At 73.1% G+C, this 20,389-nt stretch carries 17 protein-coding genes; 9 read left to right on the forward strand and 8 right to left on the reverse strand.

Going from position 1 to position 20,389, the window contains the following annotated elements:
• Window positions 1-281: 281 nt before the first annotated feature.
• Window positions 282-1,787 (forward strand): nucleobase:cation symporter-2 family protein, encoded by a 1,506-nt coding sequence (locus K2224_RS36315; RefSeq protein ID WP_221911361.1) that lies wholly within the window; start codon window positions 282-284, stop codon window positions 1,785-1,787.
• 145 nt (window positions 1,788-1,932) lie between these two features.
• Here K2224_RS36315 and K2224_RS36320 read toward each other — a convergent pair whose 3' ends face one another.
• On the reverse strand, window positions 1,933-2,787 hold the full coding sequence (locus tag K2224_RS36320; RefSeq protein ID WP_221911362.1) for a chitosanase: 855 nt from the start codon (window positions 2,785-2,787) through the stop codon (window positions 1,933-1,935).
• A 240-nt stretch (window positions 2,788-3,027) separates the two neighbouring features.
• Complete coding sequence (locus K2224_RS36325; RefSeq protein WP_313904824.1) at window positions 3,028-3,612, reverse strand: TetR family transcriptional regulator; 585 nt, start codon at window positions 3,610-3,612, stop codon at window positions 3,028-3,030.
• A 170-nt stretch (window positions 3,613-3,782) separates the two neighbouring features.
• Between K2224_RS36325 and K2224_RS36330 the strand changes: the two genes are divergently transcribed.
• The 3 genes from K2224_RS36330 to K2224_RS36340 all read left to right on the forward strand — a co-directional run bounded on the left by K2224_RS36330 (window position 3,783) and on the right by K2224_RS36340 (window position 7,691).
• Window positions 3,783-3,983 carry a hypothetical protein gene (locus K2224_RS36330; RefSeq protein ID WP_221911363.1) on the forward strand — a complete coding sequence of 67 codons (201 nt, stop codon included), beginning with the start codon at window positions 3,783-3,785 and terminating at the stop codon, window positions 3,981-3,983.
• The gene (locus K2224_RS36335; RefSeq protein WP_221911364.1) at window positions 3,980-5,488 is read left to right on the forward strand and encodes a YfcC family protein; all 1,509 of its coding nucleotides are present in this window, start codon (window positions 3,980-3,982) and stop codon (window positions 5,486-5,488) included. The genes K2224_RS36330 and K2224_RS36335 overlap by 4 nt, the downstream gene beginning before the upstream one ends.
• Window positions 5,489-5,570: 82 nt before the next feature.
• Window positions 5,571-7,691 carry a tetratricopeptide repeat protein gene (locus K2224_RS36340; RefSeq protein ID WP_221911365.1) on the forward strand — a complete coding sequence of 707 codons (2,121 nt, stop codon included), beginning with the start codon at window positions 5,571-5,573 and terminating at the stop codon, window positions 7,689-7,691.
• Here the strand turns inward: K2224_RS36340 and K2224_RS36345 are convergent.
• From K2224_RS36345 to K2224_RS36360, 4 genes are all read right to left on the reverse strand, one after another.
• The gene (locus tag K2224_RS36345; protein WP_260693688.1) at window positions 7,679-9,460 is read right to left on the reverse strand and encodes a translation initiation factor 2; all 1,782 of its coding nucleotides are present in this window, start codon (window positions 9,458-9,460) and stop codon (window positions 7,679-7,681) included. The genes K2224_RS36340 and K2224_RS36345 overlap by 13 nt on opposite strands.
• Window positions 9,461-9,626: 166 nt before the next feature.
• Entirely contained in the window at window positions 9,627-11,267 is a 1,641-nt protein-coding gene (gene aceB, locus K2224_RS36350; protein ID WP_221911366.1) for a malate synthase A, read from the reverse strand.
• 399 nt (window positions 11,268-11,666) lie between these two features.
• On the reverse strand, window positions 11,667-12,245 hold the full coding sequence (locus tag K2224_RS36355) for an NTP transferase domain-containing protein (RefSeq protein WP_221912176.1): 579 nt from the start codon (window positions 12,243-12,245) through the stop codon (window positions 11,667-11,669).
• A gap of 115 nt (window positions 12,246-12,360) precedes the next feature.
• A complete protein-coding gene (locus tag K2224_RS36360; protein WP_221911367.1) occupies window positions 12,361-12,591 on the reverse strand; it encodes a hypothetical protein in 231 nt (76 codons plus the stop codon).
• Between the two features lie 586 nt (window positions 12,592-13,177).
• On the opposite strand from K2224_RS36360, the gene K2224_RS36365 reads away from it, so the two are divergent.
• A complete protein-coding gene (locus K2224_RS36365; RefSeq protein WP_221911368.1) occupies window positions 13,178-13,465 on the forward strand; it encodes a DUF5955 family protein in 288 nt (95 codons plus the stop codon).
• A gap of 29 nt (window positions 13,466-13,494) precedes the next feature.
• Here K2224_RS36365 and K2224_RS36370 read toward each other — a convergent pair whose 3' ends face one another.
• Entirely contained in the window at window positions 13,495-14,298 is an 804-nt protein-coding gene (locus K2224_RS36370; protein ID WP_221911369.1) for an IclR family transcriptional regulator, read from the reverse strand.
• A gap of 259 nt (window positions 14,299-14,557) precedes the next feature.
• Between K2224_RS36370 and K2224_RS36375 the strand changes: the two genes are divergently transcribed.
• The 4 genes from K2224_RS36375 (at window position 14,558) to alc (ending at window position 19,585) form a co-directional block, all read left to right on the forward strand.
• A complete protein-coding gene (locus K2224_RS36375) occupies window positions 14,558-15,364 on the forward strand; it encodes an aspartate/glutamate racemase family protein (protein ID WP_221911370.1) in 807 nt (268 codons plus the stop codon).
• A gap of 43 nt (window positions 15,365-15,407) precedes the next feature.
• Entirely contained in the window at window positions 15,408-16,961 is a 1,554-nt protein-coding gene (locus tag K2224_RS36380) for an NCS1 family nucleobase:cation symporter-1 (RefSeq protein WP_221911371.1), read from the forward strand.
• A 156-nt stretch (window positions 16,962-17,117) separates the two neighbouring features.
• The gene (gene allB / locus K2224_RS36385) at window positions 17,118-18,458 is read left to right on the forward strand and encodes an allantoinase AllB (protein ID WP_221911372.1); all 1,341 of its coding nucleotides are present in this window, start codon (window positions 17,118-17,120) and stop codon (window positions 18,456-18,458) included.
• Complete coding sequence (gene alc / locus K2224_RS36390; RefSeq protein WP_221911373.1) at window positions 18,455-19,585, forward strand: allantoicase; 1,131 nt, start codon at window positions 18,455-18,457, stop codon at window positions 19,583-19,585. The genes allB and alc overlap by 4 nt, the downstream gene beginning before the upstream one ends.
• Before the next feature lie 89 nt (window positions 19,586-19,674).
• Here the strand turns inward: alc and K2224_RS36395 are convergent, their stop codons facing one another.
• Window positions 19,675-20,346 (reverse strand): transcriptional regulator, encoded by a 672-nt coding sequence (locus tag K2224_RS36395; protein WP_221911374.1) that lies wholly within the window; start codon window positions 20,344-20,346, stop codon window positions 19,675-19,677.
• Between the last annotated feature and the right edge of the window lie 43 nt (window positions 20,347-20,389).

The following is a 20,389-nucleotide window of genomic DNA, read 5'->3' on the forward strand; positions in this document are numbered from 1 at the left end:
TCCCCCGGACGCGGCACACCCCCAAGACTCGGCCGGGAGGGACGGCTCCCGGCCGGGCTTGCGGACCCGAGCGGGGTCCGCAAGCGCCGTGACCCGGGGGTGCGGAACGCTCCGTACCCCCGGGCCGGTGGCCCCCACACCCCGCCCACGCGCCACAAGCGCGGCCATGCGCACGCTCACCAGCGCGACGTCCGGCCCACCCGCACCACATCGCACGCCCTCCGTGACAGCCTCGCCCGCCAACTCCCCCCGGCGGAGCAGAAATCGACAGGAGGCCCGCAGTGGCCGCAACTACCGGGCAGAAGCCGGAGGAGGACCGGAAGCATCCGGTCGACGAGACCCTCCCGCCCTTCAAGATGTTCACCAGCGGCCTCCAGCACGTGGCCGCCATGTACGCGGGTGTGGTGGCCCCGCCGATGATCGTGGGGCCCGCCTGCGGGCTCAGCCCCACCGAGACCGCGTTCCTGATGGGTGCCAGCCTCTTCACCGCGGGCATCGCCACCCTGCTCCAGACCCTCGGCTTCTGGAAGGTCGGCGCCAAGCTCCCCTTCGTCAACGGCGTCTCCTTCGCCGGCGTCACCCCCATGGTCGCCATCGCCAAGGAGCACAGTCCGCACGACGCGCTGCCGATCGTCTTCGGCGCGGTCATCGTCGCCGGCGTGCTGGGCTTCCTGCTGGCCCCCTACTTCTCCAGACTCGTCCGCTTCTTCCCGCCGGTGGTCACCGGCACCGTCATCACGCTGATCGGCATCTCGCTGCTCCCGGTCGCCTTCCGCTGGTCCCAGGGCGGCAACGAACAGGCCGCCGACTACGGCTCGTTGAAGAACATCGCGATGGCCGCGGTCACCTTCCTGATCGTGCTGGTGCTGCGCCGGGTGCTGCGCGGCTTCCTCCAGCAGATCGCGATCCTGCTCGGCCTGGTCGCCGGCACGCTGCTCGCGATACCGGCCGGCCTCACCGACTTCTCGGTGCTGACCAGGGCGCATCTGATCGGCTTCCCGACGCCGTTCCACTTCGGCGCCCCGCAGTTCGACGTCGCGGCCATCGTCTCGATGTGCATCGTGATGCTGGTCTGTATGACCGAGTCCACCGCCGACATGCTCGCCCTCGGCAAGATCGTGGGCCGCCCGGCGGACGAGCGCACCATCGAGGGCGGACTGCGCGCCGACACCCTCGGCACCGCGATCAGCCCGCTCTTCAACGGCTTCGCCAACAGCGCCTTCGCCCAGAACATCGGGCTGGTCGCGATGACCAAGGTCCGCAGCCGCTTCGTGGTGGCCACCAGCGGGGCGATCCTGCTCGTGCTCGGCCTGAGTCCGGTCGCCGCCTCGATCATCTCCCTGGTGCCGCTGCCGGTCCTCGGCGGCGCCGGCATCGTCCTCTTCGGCTCGGTCGCCGCCAGCGGCATCCAGACGCTGGCCACCGCCGCCATGGAGAAGGGCGAGAACTCGCTGATCGTCGCCGCGTCGATCGGCATCGGCCTGATCCCGATCGCGGCGCCGGAGTTCTACCACAACTTCCCCAAGGACCTGCTGGTCGTCCTGGACTCCGGCATCAGCACCGGCTGCCTGGTCGCCATCGTCCTCAACCTCGCCTTCAACCACTTCGGCGGGAAGAAGACCGCATCCGCCGGGGCGGACCCGCACGCCCCTGATCCCCACGGCCCGCATGCCGCCGCCCCGCACTCCGCCGATCCGGACGACCCGGCGGCCGTCCCCGAAATACCCCAGCAGCCCGACCGCGGCCGCATGGACGACGGCGAGACCGCCACTTCGCCCACCCACTGAGGTTCCGCCCCACCGACAACGGCCCGTACGGACCGGCAACCGCCGTCTCCCTACGGGCCGTTGGGCTTCCCGGCGACCAGGAACGGGACCGGGATCGGGACCAGGACCGGGACCAGGGGCCGGTACCGGGTCCGGGAGCGTGGGCTCAGCCGATGTGGTAGCTGTCCCCGTACACCTTCCAGTTCAGCGGCGTGTGCAGGTCCAGGTTGCCGTTCCCGAGGAACACCCGCTGCTCGGTGTCCACCCGACTGGTGTCGCTGTGCGCCTGCTCCTGCTTCATCGCCCACACCCGGGCGTCGAGGAAGGCGTTCAGATACGTCTTCTCGTCGCCCCCCTGAGCCGGCGGCTGCGCCGTGGCCAGCGCCCGCCTGCGGATGTGGGAGAAGCTCGTCGGGTCGTCGCCGTCGCCGTGCATCACGAGCGCGTCGTAGTACGCGAACTGCCCCAGTACGCCGACCCCGTCGGCCTTCCCCTGCCCGACCGCCGGATCGAAGTACACCCGGTCGCGCTCGTCGTCCTGCGCCTTGCGGAAGACCGGGTCCTGCGCGGCCGTGTGCCAGTCCTTCGGGTAGTCCGGGTCCAGCCCGTCGTGCGAGTCGCTGCCGTCCACCTTGCGCAGCGCCGGGAGGTACTTGGCCAGGACGTTGTCCGGCTCCCGCTTCGTGTACAGCTCGACGAGCTCCAGCATGTCGTGCGTGCCGGAGGTGAAGCCGACGATGCCGCCGGTGTAGCCGCGGCCGTCGCCGATGTCCTCGATGTACGTGTACTGGGCCTTCCAGTCCAGCGAGGAGTTCTCCGCGCTGGACACCAGCTGCATGGCGATCTCCTTCTTCGCCGGGTCGTCCAGCCCGACGCCGGCGCGTGCGGTGCGGGGTGCGGTGGGGGACGGGGCCGCCGCCCGGCCGTCCGGTGCGGCGGCGACCGCGGTCGCGGGGACGGCGAGCAGCGCCACGCCGAGCGTGACGCGGGCGGCGGCCCTGGCTATCGATCGGGAGCGCATGGAGTCCTCCTGTGTCGGAGTGGCCGTGGGGGGTTCCCCAATCGTTAGGAAGCTTTCCTACCAGACTCCGGGAGTGCCGCCTAGCCATCGGAAGCGCCAACATGCCTTGTTCGACGTCCAGTTGGGCCGTGACGGCCGGTCGCGATACGCGCTGTGCGGCACCTGGTGCGCGGCATGCGATACCTGTGTGCGGCACGCGATGCATGGTGTGCGGTGCGGGGATCGGGGCGGCGTCCGCGGTCAGCCCGTGCGTCCGCGCACCGCCGGGTCGGCCAGCAGCCCGTCCACCAGTGCCCGCATCTCCTCCGAGGGGTCGAACGCCCCGTCCGGAAAGGCGAGTTGGCGCATCACCACCCCTTCGAGGTGGTCGACCAGGATCCGCCCGTGCCGCTCCGGTGCGCCGGAACCCAGCCGGCGCACCCACTCCGTGCTCCGCTCCAGCACCGCCTGCCGCCCCCGTCCGAGCGGTGCCCGCACCTCGGGGCGCGCCGCGGACTCCAGCAGCAGTGCCCACCGCGCGGCAGTACGCGACCGCCCCGGGCCCGCCGCGTGCCGGGCGAACGCCGCCATCGCCGCCGCCAGTTCGGTCGACCCGGCCGGCGCCGGCCGTGCCGCCAGCGCCTCCCACTCCCGCCGCTCCAGCGCCGTCAGATGCTCGACGATGCCGCCGACGAGCGCGGCCCGGCTGCGGAAGTAGTTGGACGTGGTCCCCGTCGGCACCCCGGCGGCCCGGTCCACGGCCTGATACGTCAGGCGCCGCGCCCCCTCCGTCCCCAGTACCTCGACTGCCGCGTCCAGCACCTGCTCCCGCCGCCGCGCCAACACTCCACCCGCCCTTACAACTCCGCTACTACGCCCATAGTAGTGCGATTCCACCAGGGTTTGCGGCGGCCGACCATCGGCAAGATGCACCGATATGCTGCGGTCTGCGGAAAAGTGACAGGTATTCAACGTGCGCGTCCGCGCAGCCGGGCGCCACAGAGAGGGGGCCCTCGGTGCCCCACGAAGCCCACGCGTCGAAGTCGCCCACGGCGGCAGAGCTGACCGCCACCGTCGACGGCCCGATGGACGACCTCTGTAACCTGCACGGCCCCAACGAACGGGTCCTGCTCTCCGAACTCCGCGGGGCGCTTCTGGCCGAGCCCCTCTTCCTCGCCGAGTTCGCCGCCGCGCACCGCCCCGGAGGCGTGGCATGACCGCCGACGGGGAGGAGCGGCGCCGCTTCACCTTTCCCAGCGCCCTCACCGTCCTCGCCCTCGTCACGGTCGTCGTCTGGGCGCTGGCGTTCGTGCTGCCCTCCGGCACCTACGTCCGCAACGCCGCCGGCCGCCCCCTCCAGGGCTCCTACCACCGCATCCCGTCCGGCCGGACCTTCCCCGAACGGCTCGGCGACCTCTTCCTCTCCCCGGTCAACGGCCTGTACGGGATCAAGGACGCCCGCACCGGCCTGGTGGGCCCGGACCTGACCGGCGAACTGTACGGGAGCGCCGGGGTCTTCCTCTTCGTCCTCGCCATCGGCGCCTTTATCACCGTCGTCTTCGCCACCGGCGCCCTGGACCGCGGCATCGGCCGCCTCGCCCACCGGCTCCGCGACCGGGGCGCGTTCCTCATCGCCGGCGTCATGGCGGTCTTCTCCCTCCTCGGCACCGTCGAGGGCTTCGCCGAGGAGACCCTGGGCTTCTACGGACTGATCGTCCCCCTGATGCTCGCGCTCGGCTTCGACCGCCTGGTGGCCACCGGCACGATCATCCTCGGCGCCGGCATCGGCGTGCTGTGCTCCACCGTCAACCCGTTCGCCACCGGCGTCGCCTCCTCGGCCGCCGAGATCTCGCTCGGCGACGGCATCACGCTGCGGGTCGCGATGTGGCTGGTGCTCACCGCCGTCACCATCGCCTACGTCATCCGCTACGCCCGCCGGGTCCGCGCCGACCCCGGCCGCTCGCTCTGCGGCTTCCGCCCCGGCGACCGCGAACACGCCCAGACCGCCCCCGACGTCCCCGAACCGCCCCCGCTCACCGCCCTCCACAAAACGGTCCTGATCGCCGTCGCCGTCCTCTTCACCTTCATGATCTTCTCGGTGATCCCCTGGGCCGGTGCCGTGACCGGCCGCGCCGACGCACCCCCCTACGCCTGGGAACTCGACTGGTCGTTCCCGCAGTTGGCGGCGATGTTCCTCGTCGGCGCGGTGCTGGTGGGGATGCTGGCGCGGATGGGGGAGCAGCGGCTCAGCGCGACCTTCGTCCAGGGCGCCGCCGACTTCATCGCACCCGCGCTGGTCATCGTCCTCGCCCGCGGTGTCACCGTCATCATGAACAACGCCAAGGTCACCGACACCGTGCTGCACTCCATCGAGGGCGTGGTCGCGGGCACCCCCGCGGCGCTCTTCGGCGTCATCGTCTTCATCGTGAACCTCCCGCTGGCCTTCCTGATCCCCTCCACCTCCGGCCACGCCACCCTCGCCATGCCGATCCTGGCCCCGCTCGCCGACTTCGCCGGCGTCACCCGCCCCGTCGTCGTCACCGCCTGGCAGGCCGCCAGCGGCTGGATGAACCTCTGGGTCCCCACCACCGCCGTCATCATGGGCGGCGTCTCCCTTGCCAAGGTCGGCTACGACACCTACCTTCGCTTCGTCGCACCCCTCCTCGCCCTCCTCTTTGTCCTGATCTGCGCCTTCGTGGCCCTGGGGGCGGTGGTGACGTGACCGGGCCGGGTGGGCCGCCCCTCCTCCGGCCAGGCGGCCACGGTCACCGCCCACTGTCGGTGCCCGCGCATAGAGTTGACCCATGGCCGAAGAGACGCGGACGACGCGGAACAGCGTGGCGGGGGAAGCTCAGGTGGAGAACCTGATGCAGGCCGGACACATGACGGTGCATCTGCACGGGGCGCAACCGGGTGCGCAAGGTCGGACGCCCTGTCAGTTACCGCTGGAGATACAGCACTTCGAGAACCGCGAGGACGAACAGGCGCGCGTCCACCGGGCCGGCGAGGACTGGTTCGCGGGCGACTCGGACCCGGCGCGTCCGCTGATCGTCAGCATCAGCGGACTGGCGGGGGTGGGGAAGACGACCCTCGGCTTCCGGATCGCCCGACGGCTGCTGGAGAGCTGCCCCGACGGCGTGCTCCACGCGGACCTCGACGAGGGGCGCCGCGACGGCACCGCCGACGTCGCCGATGTGCTGCGCCAGATGCTGCGGGCGCTGAACGGTTCCGAGGGCGAGGTCGGGCACTCCCTCGCCGAGCGCCGCCGGGAGTATCTGGACGCGACCCGGCACCGACGGCTCGTCGTCGTCCTCGACAACGTGCGGCGCTTCGAGGGGGAGGCCGAGCTGCTGATGCCCGCCTCGGCCGGCAGCGCGGTCGTGCTCGTCGGCCGGCGCACGCCCGCCGACCTCGATCCCGGGGTGGCGGTCGAGCTGCCGCTGCGCCCGCTCACCGAGGAGCACGCGGTGCGGCTCCTGCTCCGCATCGCCGGCGATCCGGCACCGGCCGCCGACCCGGAGGCCCTCGCCGAGCTGGCCCGGCTGTGCGCCGGTCTGCCCGCCGCCCTGCGCGTCGCGGGCCGATGGGTCCGCAGGAACCGGCGGCGCGACCGGGCGCGGCTGCTCGCCGGCCTCACCGTCGAACTGCGGCAGAACGGCGTACCGGAGACGGAGCCGGTGTGGAACGCGACGTACCACGACCTCGGTGACCCGGCCCGTACGCTCTACCGCCTGCTCGCCGTCGAACCGGCGCCGGGCATCAGTCCGCAGGCCGCGGTCGCCCTCCTGGGCGCGGGGGAGGACACCGCCGAGGAGGCACTGGCGGAGCTGGAGGACGCCGGACTGGTGGACATCGTCCCGGATCTGGACGACGACCGGGCCGTCCGGCTGCGGATGCACGACCTCGTGCGCGCCCACGCCCTCCGCCGCGCGGCGACCGACGCGGCCGACGGGGAGGCGGCCGGCGGGCGGCAGCGGACCATCCGCTGGCATCTGCGCCAGGCACAGCGCGCCGACGAGCTGTGGGCCGGGAAGCGGATGACCCTCGCCGCACCCGTCGCGGCACTGCCCGACGCCCCGGACGTCGACTTCGGCGGCAAACCGGAGGCCCTGCACTGGCTGCACAGCGAGCGGCGGGTACTGCACTCCTGCGTACGCGTCGCCTACGACGCCGGGCTCGACGCCGAGTCCTGGGCACTGTGCGAACCCCTGTGGACGCATCAGCTCGATCACCCGGGCAGCGCCGACGACATCGACTCCTTCCGCCTCGGCCGGGACGCCGCCCTGCGTGCCGGGGACCTGCCGGCCGTGATCCGGATGCGCTGCCAGCTCGCCCGGCCACTGTGGGAGAGCGAGCGGTTCACCGAGGCCGGGACGGAGCTGGACGCCGCGGTGAGCGCGGCCGCCCTGCTCGTCGGAAGAGAGGACGAGCACCGCAAGCTGTACGCCTCCGCCCTCGAATTCCGCGGCCGGCTCCGGGCCGAGCAGGGCCAGTGGTCCGCCGCGGTCCCGGACTACCGACACTCCCTGCGCCTGCACCAGCAGATCGAGAACCCCTACGGCGAGCTGCTGCTGACCTATCTGCTCGGGCAGGCCAGCGAGGGCCTGGACGAACTCGACCGCGCCGTCGAGGAGTTGCGGCACGCCCATGCGATGGCACGGGAGCTGCGGCGCGAGCGGATGACCGCGCGCACCGGATTCGCGCTGGGCCGGGTGCTGCTGCGGCTGGGCCGGGCCGAGGAGGCCCGGGAGCTGTACGAGGCGGCCCTCGGCGCGGCACGGGAGCGCCGCTCCATCTCCGAGCAGGTGCGGGTGCTGGAGGCGCTCGCCGCACTGCACCGAAGGGAGGGGGACGAGGCCGCCGCCGAGCGGTGCCTGGCCACGGCCCGCGCCCTGAAGTCCGCCGGCGGCGCTCAGAACGCGTGAGCCGCCTCGTCATCCGTGGCCGGCGCGATGCGGACCGGGTAACTCCGCTCCCCGATACGGCAGTCGAGGGTCGCCGGCAGGGACGGCGTGCCGGTCGCGCTGAGCCAGCAGTGCACCGCCGACACCACCGCCGCCGGATCGGCCCGGAACACCCGGCCGGCCTCCGTGCCCGCCCCGATGCGGGCCGACAGCAGGGGCCCGCCACGTCGGCGCAGCACGCAACGGGAGGCGGAGAGCACCACGGCGGCGGTACGGCGGCCCGGGTACCGGTCGAGTGCCCAGGTGATCCAGCCGTCCACCGTCCAACTCTCCACGGCCCCCGGTACGTCGGCCGGAGCGCCGCGGGCGCGGCGGAAGAGGACCGCCGCGCTCTGCGCGTGCCGCACGCTCGCCGCGTCCTCCTCGGCGGCGAGGTGCGCGGCCGGCCCGGCGTAGTGCGGCGGACGGCGCTCGACGCGTACGCGGTCGCCGTCGACGGCGGCGGTCACCGCATGGACTGCCGGTGCGCGCGCCGGCACGCGGGGTACCGGCAGCAGCCGGGGCTCGGCCGGTGTGCCCGGTGGCGTCAGGCCGAGGCGCGCGTACAGCGCCGTGCGGAGCAACGCCAGGGCGCGCCCCTGTTCGGCGAAGGCGGGCTCGGCCAGGGCGCGCACGGCCCCCGGCCGGTGTTCTGCCACGGCCCGGACGATGTCCTCGGCGACCCGGGCAGGGCCCTCCGAGCCCTCCGAGTCCTCCCAGGTGAAGCCCAACGCCGGTACCGCATCGAGCAGTCGGGCCATCGGGCTGCCGGGGATCAGCTCGTCCCCGCCGTCGCAGACGGCCAGCAGTGGGCGGTCCAGAGCGGCCGCGTACAGGGCCGTCGAGCCGTGGTCGGTGAGCACCGCGTCCGCGGCCACCAGCACCGCTGCCCACTCCTCGTACGGCCGGGGCGTCAGAAGTCCGGCGCCGAGGGCCGGGGCGAGGTGCTCGGCGAGGTCGTGGGCCCCGCTGCGGCTGTAGTCGTTCGGGTGCATGACGAGCGCCAACTGGTAGGAGTCCGCCGGTAGTTCGGTGCGCAGGCGGGCCGGCAGGTGCGGGTGCCGGGCGAGCAGCGACTCCGGGCCCCAGGTCGAGGTGAGGACGACCAGCCGGCGGCCACCGGTGCCCAGCGCGGTGCGGTATCTGTCGCGCAGCCCCTGTGAGGCGAGCAGCCGGTCGAGGGTCGGATCGCCGACCACCGTGGCGCGTTCGGCCGCCGAGGGACACCGTGCCGCCAACTCGTTGACCTGGCCTGGGTGGGCGAGGGCGTGCAGCGCGGCCAGTGGGGTGCCCCGGCGCAGCAGATAGGCGGCGTCCAGGCCCGAGGCGGAGTCCGCGGTGCCCTCCTCGGGGAGCGCCTTGCCGAAGCCCGCGCCGTGCGGCAGCAGGACGAGCGGTCCCCGCAGCCGGTCGAGATCGCCCTTGGGACTCGCGGCGAGCGTCAGGTCGTACGGCGTGCGGACGGCCTCGTCCCAGGAGACGCAACGGGCCCCGACGGCGTCCAGCGCGGCCAGCGCTTCGGTGCCGAACTCGGAGCCGGGGACGAGTGCGAAGCGGCGCTCGATGCGGTCGTCACCGGAGAAGACGGGCAGGACGTCCAGGAGCCGGTGCAGCGCGACCGCGGAACGCGCCGCGAAGAGCACCGACCTGCGGCCACCGGACCCGCTGCCCGCTGCCCGCTGCCCGCTGCCCGCTGCCCGCTGCCCGCTGCCCGCTGCCCGCTGCCCGCTGCCCGCTGCCGCAGGGTGCATCCTAGGCCCGCGGGCTGCCTCCTGTACGCCGTTTCCGCAGTTCGGAGCGGGTTCCGGCGGGGGTATCGGCGGCATGCCAGCGATGGTACCCGGGGCGCGCCGGAGGGCCGGTACGCACCTGGTGCCTACCGGCCCGCCGGCCTCTTCGGGGCTCTGACGCCCTGGCTCAGCCCAGCAGCTCGTACGCCGGCAGGGTCAGGAAGTCGGCGTAGTCGGCGTCCAGGGAGACCTTCAGGAGCAGGTCGTGGGCCTGCTGCCACTTGCCGGCGGCGAAGGCGTCCTCGCCCACCTCGGCGCGGATGGCGGCCAGTTCGTCGTCGGCGATCCGGCGGACGAGGTCGGCGGTGGCCTTGGTGCCGGCGTGCTCACCGTCCTGGAAGACGACGCCGGCGTCGACCCACTGCCAGATCTGGGAGCGCGAGATCTCGGCGGTGGCGGCGTCCTCCATCAGGCCGAAGATGGCGACCGCGCCGAGCCCGCGCAGCCACGCCTCGATGTAGCGGGTGCCGACCTGGACGGCGTCGACCAGGCCCTGGTAGGTGGGCCTGGCGTCCAGCGAGTCGATGGCGATGAGGTCGGCGGCCCGGACGTCCACGTCCTCGCGGAGGCGGTCCTTCTGGTTGGGCCGGTCGCCGAGGACCGCGTCGAAGCAGGCGCGGGCGACCGGGACCAGGTCCGGGTGGGCGACCCAGGAGCCGTCGAAGCCGTCGCCGGCCTCCCGGTCCTTGTCGTTCTCGACCTTGGCCAGGGCCTTCTCGTTGGCCTCGGGGTCACGGCGGTTGGGGATGAAGGCCGCCATGCCGCCGATGGCGTGCGCCCCGCGCTTGTGGCAGGTGCGGACCAGGAGTTCGGTGTAGGCGCGCATGAACGGGGCGGTCATCGTCACCGCGTTGCGGTCCGGGAGGACGAACTTGGCGCCGCCGTCACGGAAGTTCTTGACGATGGAGAAGAGGTAGTCCCAGCGGCCGGCGTTCAGGCCCGAGGCGTGGTCGCGCAGCTCGTAGAGGATCTCCTCCATCTCGTACGCGGCGGTGATGGTCTCGATGAGGACCGTGGCGCGGATGGTGCCCTGCGGGATGCCGACGTAGTCCTGGGCGAAGACGAAGATCTCGTTCCAGAGGCGGGCCTCCAGGTACGACTCGGTCTTCGGCAGGTAGAAGTACGGGCCCTTGCCGAGGTCCAGCAGGCGCTGGGCGTTGTGGAAGAAGTAGAGGCCGAAGTCGACCAGGGCGCCGGGGACCGGGCGGCCCTCGAACTGGAGGTGGCGCTCCTCCAGGTGCCAGCCGCGCGGCCGCATCACGACGGTGGCGAGCTCCTCGGCCGGCTTGAGGGCGTAGGACTTGCCGCTTCGGGCGTCGGTGAAGTCGATCCGGCGCTCGTAGGCGTCGATCAGGTTGACCTGGCCGCCCACGACGTTCTCCCAGGTGGGAGCGGAGGCGTCCTCGAAGTCGGCGAGCCAGACCTTGGCGCCGGAGTTGAGCGCGTTGATGGTCATCTTGCGGTCGGTGGGACCGGTGATCTCCACCCGGCGGTCGTCGAGCGCGGCGGGCGCCGCGGCCACCCGCCAGCTGTCGTCCGCGCGGATGTGCGCGGTCTCGGGGAGGAAGTCCAGCGTGCTGGTACGGGCGATCTCGGCGCGGCGCTCGGCGCGGCGGGCGAGCAGCTCGTCACGGCGGGGGGTGAACCGCCGGTGCAGCTCGGCGACGAAGGCGAGCGCGGCGTCGGTGAGGACCTCGCCCTGGCGTTCCGGGGTGTGGGCGGGGTCGACTTCGACGATGGCCAGCGGGGACGGCGCTGGTGCGGACATGAGCTGTCACTCCATTCAGCGGCGGTGCCTGGCGGCCGACGGGGCACCTGGGCGGCACGGGGTGCCGCGGGTTCCTGGATACGGTCGCGGGCGCCGTTCGGGTACAGGGCGCTTCTGACCAGTGGAGACTAGTTTCCTTATCGCGGAACTTCAATGGTTTGTTGACGTCGAGATTCTCCGGGTCGACACAAGTGCTGATCGAATGGCTCTCGGTGCCACACCGGTCACTCTCCATCACCCCGCCTCCGGGACGATGGATTCGCGCCACCTCGCGCCACCTCGCGCCGAGCCGTGGCCGGGGCGGGCGTTCTGCTCGTCCGGCGGGCCGGCCGCCGCGGATCGTGCGGTGGGCCACCGGCGCCGACCCACCGGCACCCCTCCCTCCCGCCCGCTCACTCCTCACTCCAACCGTCGCAGATCCGCCGGGGTGTCGATGTCGTACGCCTCGGCCACATCCCCGCACTCGACGAGCGCGAGGGCCCCGGCGTGCCGCCGCAGATAGGCCCGCGCCCCGCGGTCGCCCTCCGCGCCTTTCGCGATCTCCGCCCACCGCTCGGCGCCGAACAGCACCGGGTGCCCCCGCTCGCCCCCGTAGGCCGCGGCCGCCAGCGCGTCCCGCCCCGTGTACGCGGCCACCACCCGGGCCACCGCGGCGGCGCCGATGCCCGGCTGGTCGACCAGGGACACCACCACCGCGTCCGCCCCCGAACCGGCCAGCGCGGCCAGCCCCACCCGCAGCGACGAGCCCATGCCCTGCGCCCAGTCCGGGTTGACCGAGACGCCGTAGGGCGCCAGATCGGCCCGCTCCCGGACGGTCTCCGCGGCCGCGCCGAGCACGATGTGCACCGGCGCGCAGCCACCGTCCCGCAGGACCCGTGCGGCATGCTCGACCAGCGGGCGCCCCCGGTGGTCGAGCAGCGCCTTGGGCCGTCCCCCCAGCCGCCGTCCGCCGCCCGCGGCGAGCAGCAGCCCGGCCACCTTCCCCTCGGGCCGTACGGCCCCCGCTTTCCCCCCGGCGCGCGCGCTCTCCCCTGGATGTGCCATGGGACCTGCTTACCTCATGGCGTCGCGCGGCGCCCTGTGCCGCCCGGAATCAGGCGGCGTCCCCCGACGTCCGCTGCCGCGGGATCCTCGGCCGCGGACGGCTCCGGAGCTGCTCGGCCCGCCCGCCCGTGTGCGGGTGCTCGGCGACGTAGCGGTTTATGTGCTCCTCGGTGATCTCGGAGGCGTCGGCCAGGCCGTACGCCCGGCAGATGAGCTGGACGACGCTGAGGCGGGAGTCGGGGCCGGGGCGGTCGGGGTCGGGGCCTGGGTTGGCCTCCATGGCGTTCTCCGATCCAGTGGTCCAGTGATGTGCGATTCAGTGATATGCCGGACATTTCCCGGAAGGGAGGATGCTCCATCGCGCGGCGCCGTACGCCTTGTACGGGATACGCCCACGCCAACGGGTGCCCGGGGGAACGCACGTGCTGACGCGTGGTCGGAAACGGAGCGGGTATTCGCGCGTGGCGTCCGCGGTTACGCCCGGGGTGTGAGGTGCCCGAGGGGCGAACGGGGTGGGCGTGGAACCGGCCACGGGGTCGGGAAATCGGGGTCCGGGAGACGAAAACCGGCCAAGGGGGACGGGTGGGGAGGCCGGGGCGGAAGTCGGGCCGTGGCACGCGCGCACCGTCCCGGCGCGGTGGCCCCGGTCGATCGTCAAGTGCCTTGCGTGGGCGGGCGGTCGGGATGCTCGCGGCGACCCCCGCATCGAGTCCCCGACCGGGAGTCGCTCCCGGGCGGGCGATCGATATTTCGGCCCGGCGTATGGCGCTCGCCGCACACCGTGGCGTTAACTGTCCGGCATCGCGGAACGGGCAACGGCCGGGGAGGATGCCGTCGTTGGGGAACGAGTACAGAGGGACGGCCGCGTGACCGGGGGCGGAAACGACCCGCAGGTCCGCGAGCTGCGCGCGGCGGTGGCCCGGCTCCGCCGTCAACTGGCCCTGTTACCAGGGGAGTTGCCGGACCGGACGGCCGCCGACGAGGAACTGGCGGCGCTGGACGCGATGGTCGGACACGGCGCGCCCGAGGTGCCCCGACTGCGTCGCTCGCTGCTGCTGATCGCCGGGGCGGTGGGGTCGGTGAGCGCGCTGTCGCCGGCGCTCTCGGAGGTCCGGGAGCGGATCGACGGCTTCGGCCGGCTGCCGCGGGGGTGAGGCGGCACCGGCCGCCCCACCCGGGGACGTCACGCCGGAGTCTGGTTGGCCAGCGCCACCGACAGCTGGGCCGCGACCTCCTGGAGCACCGGGACGATCTTGTCCGTCGCGGCCTCCGTCACCCGGCCGGTCGGCCCGGAGATCGAGATCGCCGCGGAGGTGGGGGAGTTGGGGACCGGAACGGCCAGGCAGCGGACGCCGATCTCCTGCTCGTTGTCGTCGACCGCGTAGCCCAGGCGCCGGACGTCGGCGAGGGCGTCGAGGAAGTGGTCCGGGTCGGTGATGGTCTTCTCGGTCGCGGCGGGCATGCCCGTACGGCCGAGGAGGGCCCGGACCTCCTCCGGCGGGTGGTTGGCCAGCAGGGCCTTGCCGACGCCGGTGGAGTGCGGCAGCACGCGCCGGCCGACCTCGGTGAACATCCGCACCGCGTGCCGGGACGGGACCTGCGCGACATAGACGATCTCGTCGCCGTCGAGGAGGGCCATGTTGGCGGTCTCGCCGGTCTCCTCCACCAGGCGGGCCAGATACGGCCGGGCCCAGGTGCCCAGCAGCCGGGAGGCGCTCTCGCCGAGCCGGATCAGGCGCGGGCCGAGGGCGTACCGGCGGTTGGGCTGCTGGCGGACGTAGCCGCAGGCGACCAGGGTGCGCATCAGGCGGTGGATGGTCGGCAGGGGCAGCCCGCTGCTGCCGGAGAGCTCGCTCAGCCCGACCTCACCGCCGGCGTCGGCCATCCGCTCCAGGAGGTCGAAGGCGCGCTCAAGGGACTGGACACCGCCGCTGGCGCCTGCGGGCTTGGCATCGGTGGCGGAGGTGCTGGCGCTGGACGACGGCACGTCGCGTTCCTTTCGGGGCGGGTCGGATCGGTCTCGGCTCTACGCCTTGCTGGCGCCGGGCCCGACCGGAGCAGCCTACCGGTCACACCGCGCAGGCACATCGCGTATCGCACACTCGTTCCTGCCGGTCAGCGGCTATATGCCCGTAGGGGCCGGCGGCATGCCCGAGATCTCTTGACGGTGCCAGTGGCCGTAGCTACGTTCTGCTGCGCGAAACCTACTGTCCATTCTGTGGAATCCTCCAAATCGTTGGAGTGTCATGCGCATTCTCGTCATGAACCCGAACACCACGGCTTCCATGACCGCGTCGATCCGCGCCACCGCCACCGCGGTCGCCGCGCCGGGCACTGAGATCCTCGCCACCGAACCGCTCTGGGGCCCCGAGTCCATCGAGGGTCACTTCGAGGGCTACCTCAGTGCCGCCGCCGTCCTGGACCGGCTCGCCACCCTGGACACCCCGTTCGACGCGCTGGTCATGGCCGGCTTCGGCGAACCGGGCCGGGAGGGCGCGCAGGAGCTGCTGGACGTTCCGGTCCTGGACATCACCGAGTGCGCGGCGCAGATGGCGCTGATGCTCGGCCACGCGTACGGGATCGTCACCACCCTCGACCGGGCCGTGCCGCAGATCCGGGACCGGCTGCTGACCGCCGGGCTGCTCCAGCGCTGCGCCGCGGTCCGCGGCACCGGACTCGGGGTCCTGGAGCTGGAGGAGGATCCGCAGCGGACCGTCGCGATGATCATCGAGACCGCGCGCGAGGCGGTCCGGGACGGGGCGGAGGTGATCTGCCTGGGGTGCGGCGGCATGGCCGGGCTCCGGGAGGAGGTCGCGGCGACGCTGGGAGTGCCCGTCGTCGACGGGGTCGCCGCCGCGGTGAAGTTCGCGGAGGCGGTGGTCGGCCTCGGCCTGACCACCAGTACCCGGCGCAGTTTCGCCCCGCCCCGCCCGAAGGTCATCGGCTCCTGGCCGGTGAGCCGTCACCTCGTGCCTACGGCCCCGGCGGCGCCGGGCCGTATGCGGGGCGCCGCCCGCCCCGTCGATCTTTCCGGAGAAACATCAGACATCTGATGACTGGCGCCGGAGCTCCACCCAACCCGTCCGGGAGGGACACATGAGCACATCCCCGCAGCACCGTCCGGGGCCGCCGGACCCGCGGCTCTTCAATGAGGACCTCGCGCCGGCGGCGCGGCGCACCTGGGGCACGTACAGCGTCTTCGCGCTGTGGATGTCCGACACCCACGCGATCAGCAACTACGCCTTCGCCGCCAGCCTCTTCGTGCTGGGGCTGCCGGCCTGGGAGGTCTTCGCCGCGCTGCTGGCCGGCATCACGATCGTGCACTGGCTGATGAACCGGATGGGGCACGCCGGGCACCGCACCGGCGTCCCCTACCCGGTGCTGGCCCGGGCCAGCTGGGGCGTCTACGGCGCCAACATCCCGGCACTGCTGCGCGCGGTGATGGCGGTCGCGTGGTACGGCATCCAGACCTGGCTGGCCTCGACGGCCGTGGTGCTGCTGACGCTGCAGATCGCGCCCGGGCTCGACGCGTACAACCACAACTCGGTGCTGGGACTGTCCACCCTGGGCTGGATCGCGTTCCTGGTGATGTGGGGGCTGCAGGCCGCCCTGCTGACGCGCGGGATGGAGTTCATCCGCAAGGTGCAGGACTTCGCGACCGGGCCGGTGGTCTGGCTGGTGGTGCTGGCGCTGGCGGTGTACCTGGTCGTCGCGTCGCACGGCGAGATCTCGCTGACCCGCAGCCTGACCGGGCTCGGCGGCACCGAGCAGGTCCGGCAGAGCCTGATCGCGGTCAGCCTGACCGTGGCGACCTTCCTGACCCTGGTCCTCAACTACGCCGACTTCGCCCGTTTCACCCCCGACCACCGCTCCTACCGGCGGGGCAACCTCATCGGGCTGCCGGTGAACTTCACCGCCTTCGCGGTGGTCGCCGTGCTGGTCACCGCCGGCACCATCGCGGTCTTCGGGCAGGCGATCTACGACCCGGTGAAGGTGATCCAGAAGATCGACAACCCGGTGGTCACCGTCGTCGGCGCGCTCGCCTTCATCATCGCCACCATCGGCATCAACGTCGTGGCCAACTTCGTCTCGCCCGCCTACGACTTCGCCAACCTGCTGCCGAAGTACCTGGACTTCAAGCGCGGCGGCATGATCACCGCGGTGCTGGCGGTGCTGGTCCTGCCCTGGAAGCTGTACTCCTCGGCGCTGGTGATCCAGTACTTCCTGGGTGCGCTGGGGGCCTTCCTGGGTCCGCTGGTGGCGATCCTGCTGGTCGACTACTACCTGGTGCGGCGCGGCCGGATCGATGTCGACGCGCTGTTTTCGGCCGATGCCGAGGGCGCGTACTTCTACCGGCGCGGCTACAACCCGAAGGCCGTGATCGCGTTCGTGCCGGCCGCCGTGGTCGCGGCCGCGCTCGCGCTGCTGCCGGTCTTCGACGTCGTGGCGCCGTTCTCCTGGATCTTCGGGATGGGGCTCTCCGGGCTGCTCTACACCGCGGTCTCGGGCCGCGCCCGGGCCGCGGCGGGCACCGGACCGATCCCGCGGGACATCATCGCGTCGCAGGTCAGGGGCGAGGCGGTGGAGGCGGCCGAGGAGTCGGCGCGGTCCGGCGTGGGCCTCGGCCCGGCCGCCGCACCGGGGTCTTGACGGGCCGCGGTCCGAAGTGAAGACTCATTCAACAGACTGTTGAATTCCGTATGTCGACGGGCCGAACCGGCATTCCGGAGGCCCCGGAATGCCGCGCCGGCCGCGCCCCACAGGCGCCGGCCCGCGACCATGAAGCAACGATAGGGGAGGTACTGGGTGTCCGAAACAGAGCTGGTGCTGCGGTCCACGCGCGTCGTCACCCCGGAGGGTACGCGGGCCGCGTCCGTCGCCGTCCGGGACGGGAAGATCACCGCCGTCCTGCCGTACGACGCCGCGGTCCCGGCCGGCGCCCGGCTGGAGGACTTCGGCGACGACGTCCTGCTGCCCGGCCTGGTGGACACCCACGTACACGTCAACGACCCCGGCCGCACCCACTGGGAGGGCTTCTGGACGGCCACCCGCGCGGCCGCCGCCGGCGGCATCACCACGCTCGTGGACATGCCGCTCAACAGCCTCCCGCCCACCACCGACACCGCCAACCTCGACATCAAGCGCGAGGTCGCCCGCAGCAAGGCCCATATCGACGTCGGCTTCTGGGGCGGCGCCATCCCCGGCAACGTCAAGGACCTGCGCCCGCTCCACGAGGCCGGCGTGTTCGGCTTCAAGTGCTTCCTGTCGCCCTCCGGCGTCGACGAGTTCCCCCAGGTCGACCAGGCGCAGCTGGCCGCCGCGCTCGGCGAGATAGCCGGCTTCGGCGGGCTGCTGATCGTGCACGCCGAGGACCCCGGCCACCTGGAAGCCGCCCCCGAGGCGCACGGCCCCAAGTACGCCGACTTCCTCGCCTCCCGCCCCCGGGCCTCCGAGAACGACGCCATCGCCGGCCTGATCGACCTCGCCCGCAGGCTGGACGCGCGGGTGCACGTACTGCACCTCTCCTCCGCCGAGGCGCTGCCGATGATCGCCGCCGCCCGCGCCGACGGCGTGAGGATCACCGTCGAGACCTGCCCGCACTTCCTCACCCTGACCGCCGAGGAAGTCCCCGACGGCGCCACCGAGTTCAAGTGCTGCCCGCCGATCCGCGAGGCCGGCAACCAGGACGCCCTCTGGCAGGGCCTGGCCGACGGCACCATCGACTGCGTCGTCTCCGACCACTCGCCCTCCACCACCGACCTCAAGACCCCCGACTTCGGCACGGCCTGGGGCGGCATCTCCTCCCTCCAGCTCGGCCTGCCGGCCGTCTGGACCGCCGCCCGCGAGCGCGGTCACGGCCTGGAGGACGTGGTCCGCTGGATGTCCACCGCCCCCGCCGAGCTGGTCGGCCTGGACGCCAAGGGCGCCATCGCCCCCGGCCGGGACGCCGACTTCGCGGTGCTGGCGCCCGACGAGACCTTCACCGTCGACCCCGCCGAACTCCAGCACCGCAACAAGATCACCGCGTACGCCGGCCGGACCCTCCACGGCGTCGTCCGCTCCACCTGGCTGCGCGGCCGGCGGATCAACGACGGCACCACCCTCGCCGAGCCCACCGGCGAACTCCTCGAAAGGCCGCGCGCATGACCACCGGAGACCTCCCGCACTACACCGGGGACGCCGGCCCCTACGGCGGCGGCGATCCGTACGCCGACTACCGCACCCCGGGACCGGCCGGCTTCCCCTTCTCCCACCTGCCCGACCTCGCCGACCGGCGGCTCGGCGCCGGCGTGCTCGCCGCCAACGACGAGTTCTTCGCCGAGCGCGAGAACCTCCTGACGCCCGGGGCCGCCCACTTCGACCCGGAGGCGTTCGGCCACAAGGGCAAGATCATGGACGGCTGGGAGACCAGGCGCCGCCGCGGCACCGACGGCGACCACCCCTTCCCGACCGACGAGGACCACGACTGGGCGCTGATCCGGCTCGGCGCCCCGGGCGTGATCCGCGGCATCGTCGTCGACACCGCCCACTTCCGCGGCAACTACCCGCAGTCGGTCAGCGTCGAGGGCGCCTGCGTCGAGGGCTCCCCCTCGCCGGCCGAGCTCCTCGGCGACGCCGTGAAGTGGACCCCGCTCGTCCCGCGCACCGCCGTCGGCGGGCACGCCGCCAACGGCTTCGCCGTCCACGCCGAGCAGCGCTTCACCCACCTCCGGCTCAACCAGCACCCCGACGGCGGCATCGCCCGCCTCCGGGTCCACGGCGAGGTCGTCCCGGCCCCCCGCTGGCTGGCCGCGCTGGGCACCTTCGACCTCGCCGCGCTGGAGAACGGCGGCCGGGTCGAGGACGCCTCGGACCGTTTCTACTCCTCGCCCACCCACACCATCCAGCCCGGCCGCTCCCGCAAGATGGACGACGGGTGGGAGACCCGGCGCCGCCGCGGCACCGGCAACGACTGGGTGCGCTACCGCCTCACCGAGCAGTCGGTGATCCGCGCGGTGGAGATCGACACCGGCTACCTCAAGGGCAACGCGGCCGGCTGGGCGGCCCTCTCCGGGCGCGACGGCGAGCACGGCGACTGGACCGAACTGCTGCCCCGCACCCGGCTCCAGCCCGACACCGTCCACCGCTTCCTGCTGACCGACGCCCCCGCGGTGACCCACGTCCGGCTGGACATCTTCCCCGACGGCGGCATCGCCCGGCTCCGGCTGCACGGCGCACTCACCGGGGAGGGCGCCGCCCGACTGGCCACCCGCCACCGGGAGCTCGGCGGCTGACGTCACGTCATGTCACGTCTGTCGACCCACCCTTGACGTTCCATCAGGAGCATCGAGGGCGGGTTGACGGACCATCGGGCGCCGACCGGTCACTCGTCGAGCGCGTCCCAGAACATCGCCTCGTACGCCTGGAGGAGCTGCCCGTGGCGGTGGGCCGCCGCGGGCCGCGCCTGGCCGGTGTCCAAGCCCTGCTGCACCGCCGCGCGGGCCGCGTCCGCCAGCTCCGGCGCAGGTTCGGCGAACAGCGTGAAGAAGCCGCGGGCCGCCTCCGGGAAGTCGTAGTGCTCCCGCATCGCGGTGCGGACGGTGGCGCAGTAGCCGCCCCAGGCCGCGAAGTTGGCGGTCAGCGCGATCGCCGCGTCGGTGGGCTCGGCGGTCAGCGCCAGCCGCGCGGTGTACGAGGGGAACGCCTGGCAGCCGGGGCGCGGCCGGTACCCGGCGATCTCCCGCGCGGTCAGCCCGCAGGCGTCGGCGAGCGCCGCCAGCCGCGCCAGGGCCCGCGCCTCCCCCTCGGCGAGCAGGTCGAAGAAGTCCGCCACCGGCGGATCGCCGTCCGCCCGGCGGGCCAGGTGCTGGAAGCTGAGCCGGTCGGCGGCGATGACCTGGTGCTGCTCCAGGGCGAAGGTGGTGAAGACCGCCCGCGGCGCCCGCCCCGCGGCGATCCGCCGGACGAGCCGGTTGGCGCCGTCCTCCGGGGCGAGCGCGCGCACCGCCTCGTCGAGGACGGTGGTGGCGTGCGACGGGCCGGCGGGTCGGGCCATGGCGGTCTCCTCCGGGGGCGCGAGGCGGGGAAACGGGGCGGGG

The organism is Streptomyces sp. BHT-5-2, from assembly GCF_019774615.1.
Taxonomy (GTDB): Bacteria; Actinomycetota; Actinomycetes; order Streptomycetales; family Streptomycetaceae; genus Streptomyces.

Coding starts and splice junctions, on each gene's coding strand:
- K2224_RS36345 (WP_260693688.1), bottom strand. CDS start 9,460: ATGCACCCTGCGGCAGCGGGCAGCGGGCAGCGGGCAGCGGGCAGCGGG.
- alc (WP_221911373.1), top strand. CDS start 18,455: ATGACCACCGGAGACCTCCCGCACTACACCGGGGACGCCGGCCCCTAC.
- K2224_RS36380 (WP_221911371.1), top strand. CDS start 15,408: ATGAGCACATCCCCGCAGCACCGTCCGGGGCCGCCGGACCCGCGGCTC.
- K2224_RS36360 (WP_221911367.1), bottom strand. CDS start 12,591: ATGGAGGCCAACCCAGGCCCCGACCCCGACCGCCCCGGCCCCGACTCC.
- aceB (WP_221911366.1), bottom strand. CDS start 11,267: ATGTCCGCACCAGCGCCGTCCCCGCTGGCCATCGTCGAAGTCGACCCC.
- K2224_RS36375 (WP_221911370.1), top strand. CDS start 14,558: ATGCGCATTCTCGTCATGAACCCGAACACCACGGCTTCCATGACCGCG.
- K2224_RS36395 (WP_221911374.1), bottom strand. CDS start 20,346: ATGGCCCGACCCGCCGGCCCGTCGCACGCCACCACCGTCCTCGACGAG.
- K2224_RS36340 (WP_221911365.1), top strand. CDS start 5,571: ATGGCCGAAGAGACGCGGACGACGCGGAACAGCGTGGCGGGGGAAGCT.
- K2224_RS36335 (WP_221911364.1), top strand. CDS start 3,980: ATGACCGCCGACGGGGAGGAGCGGCGCCGCTTCACCTTTCCCAGCGCC.
- K2224_RS36320 (WP_221911362.1), bottom strand. CDS start 2,787: ATGCGCTCCCGATCGATAGCCAGGGCCGCCGCCCGCGTCACGCTCGGC.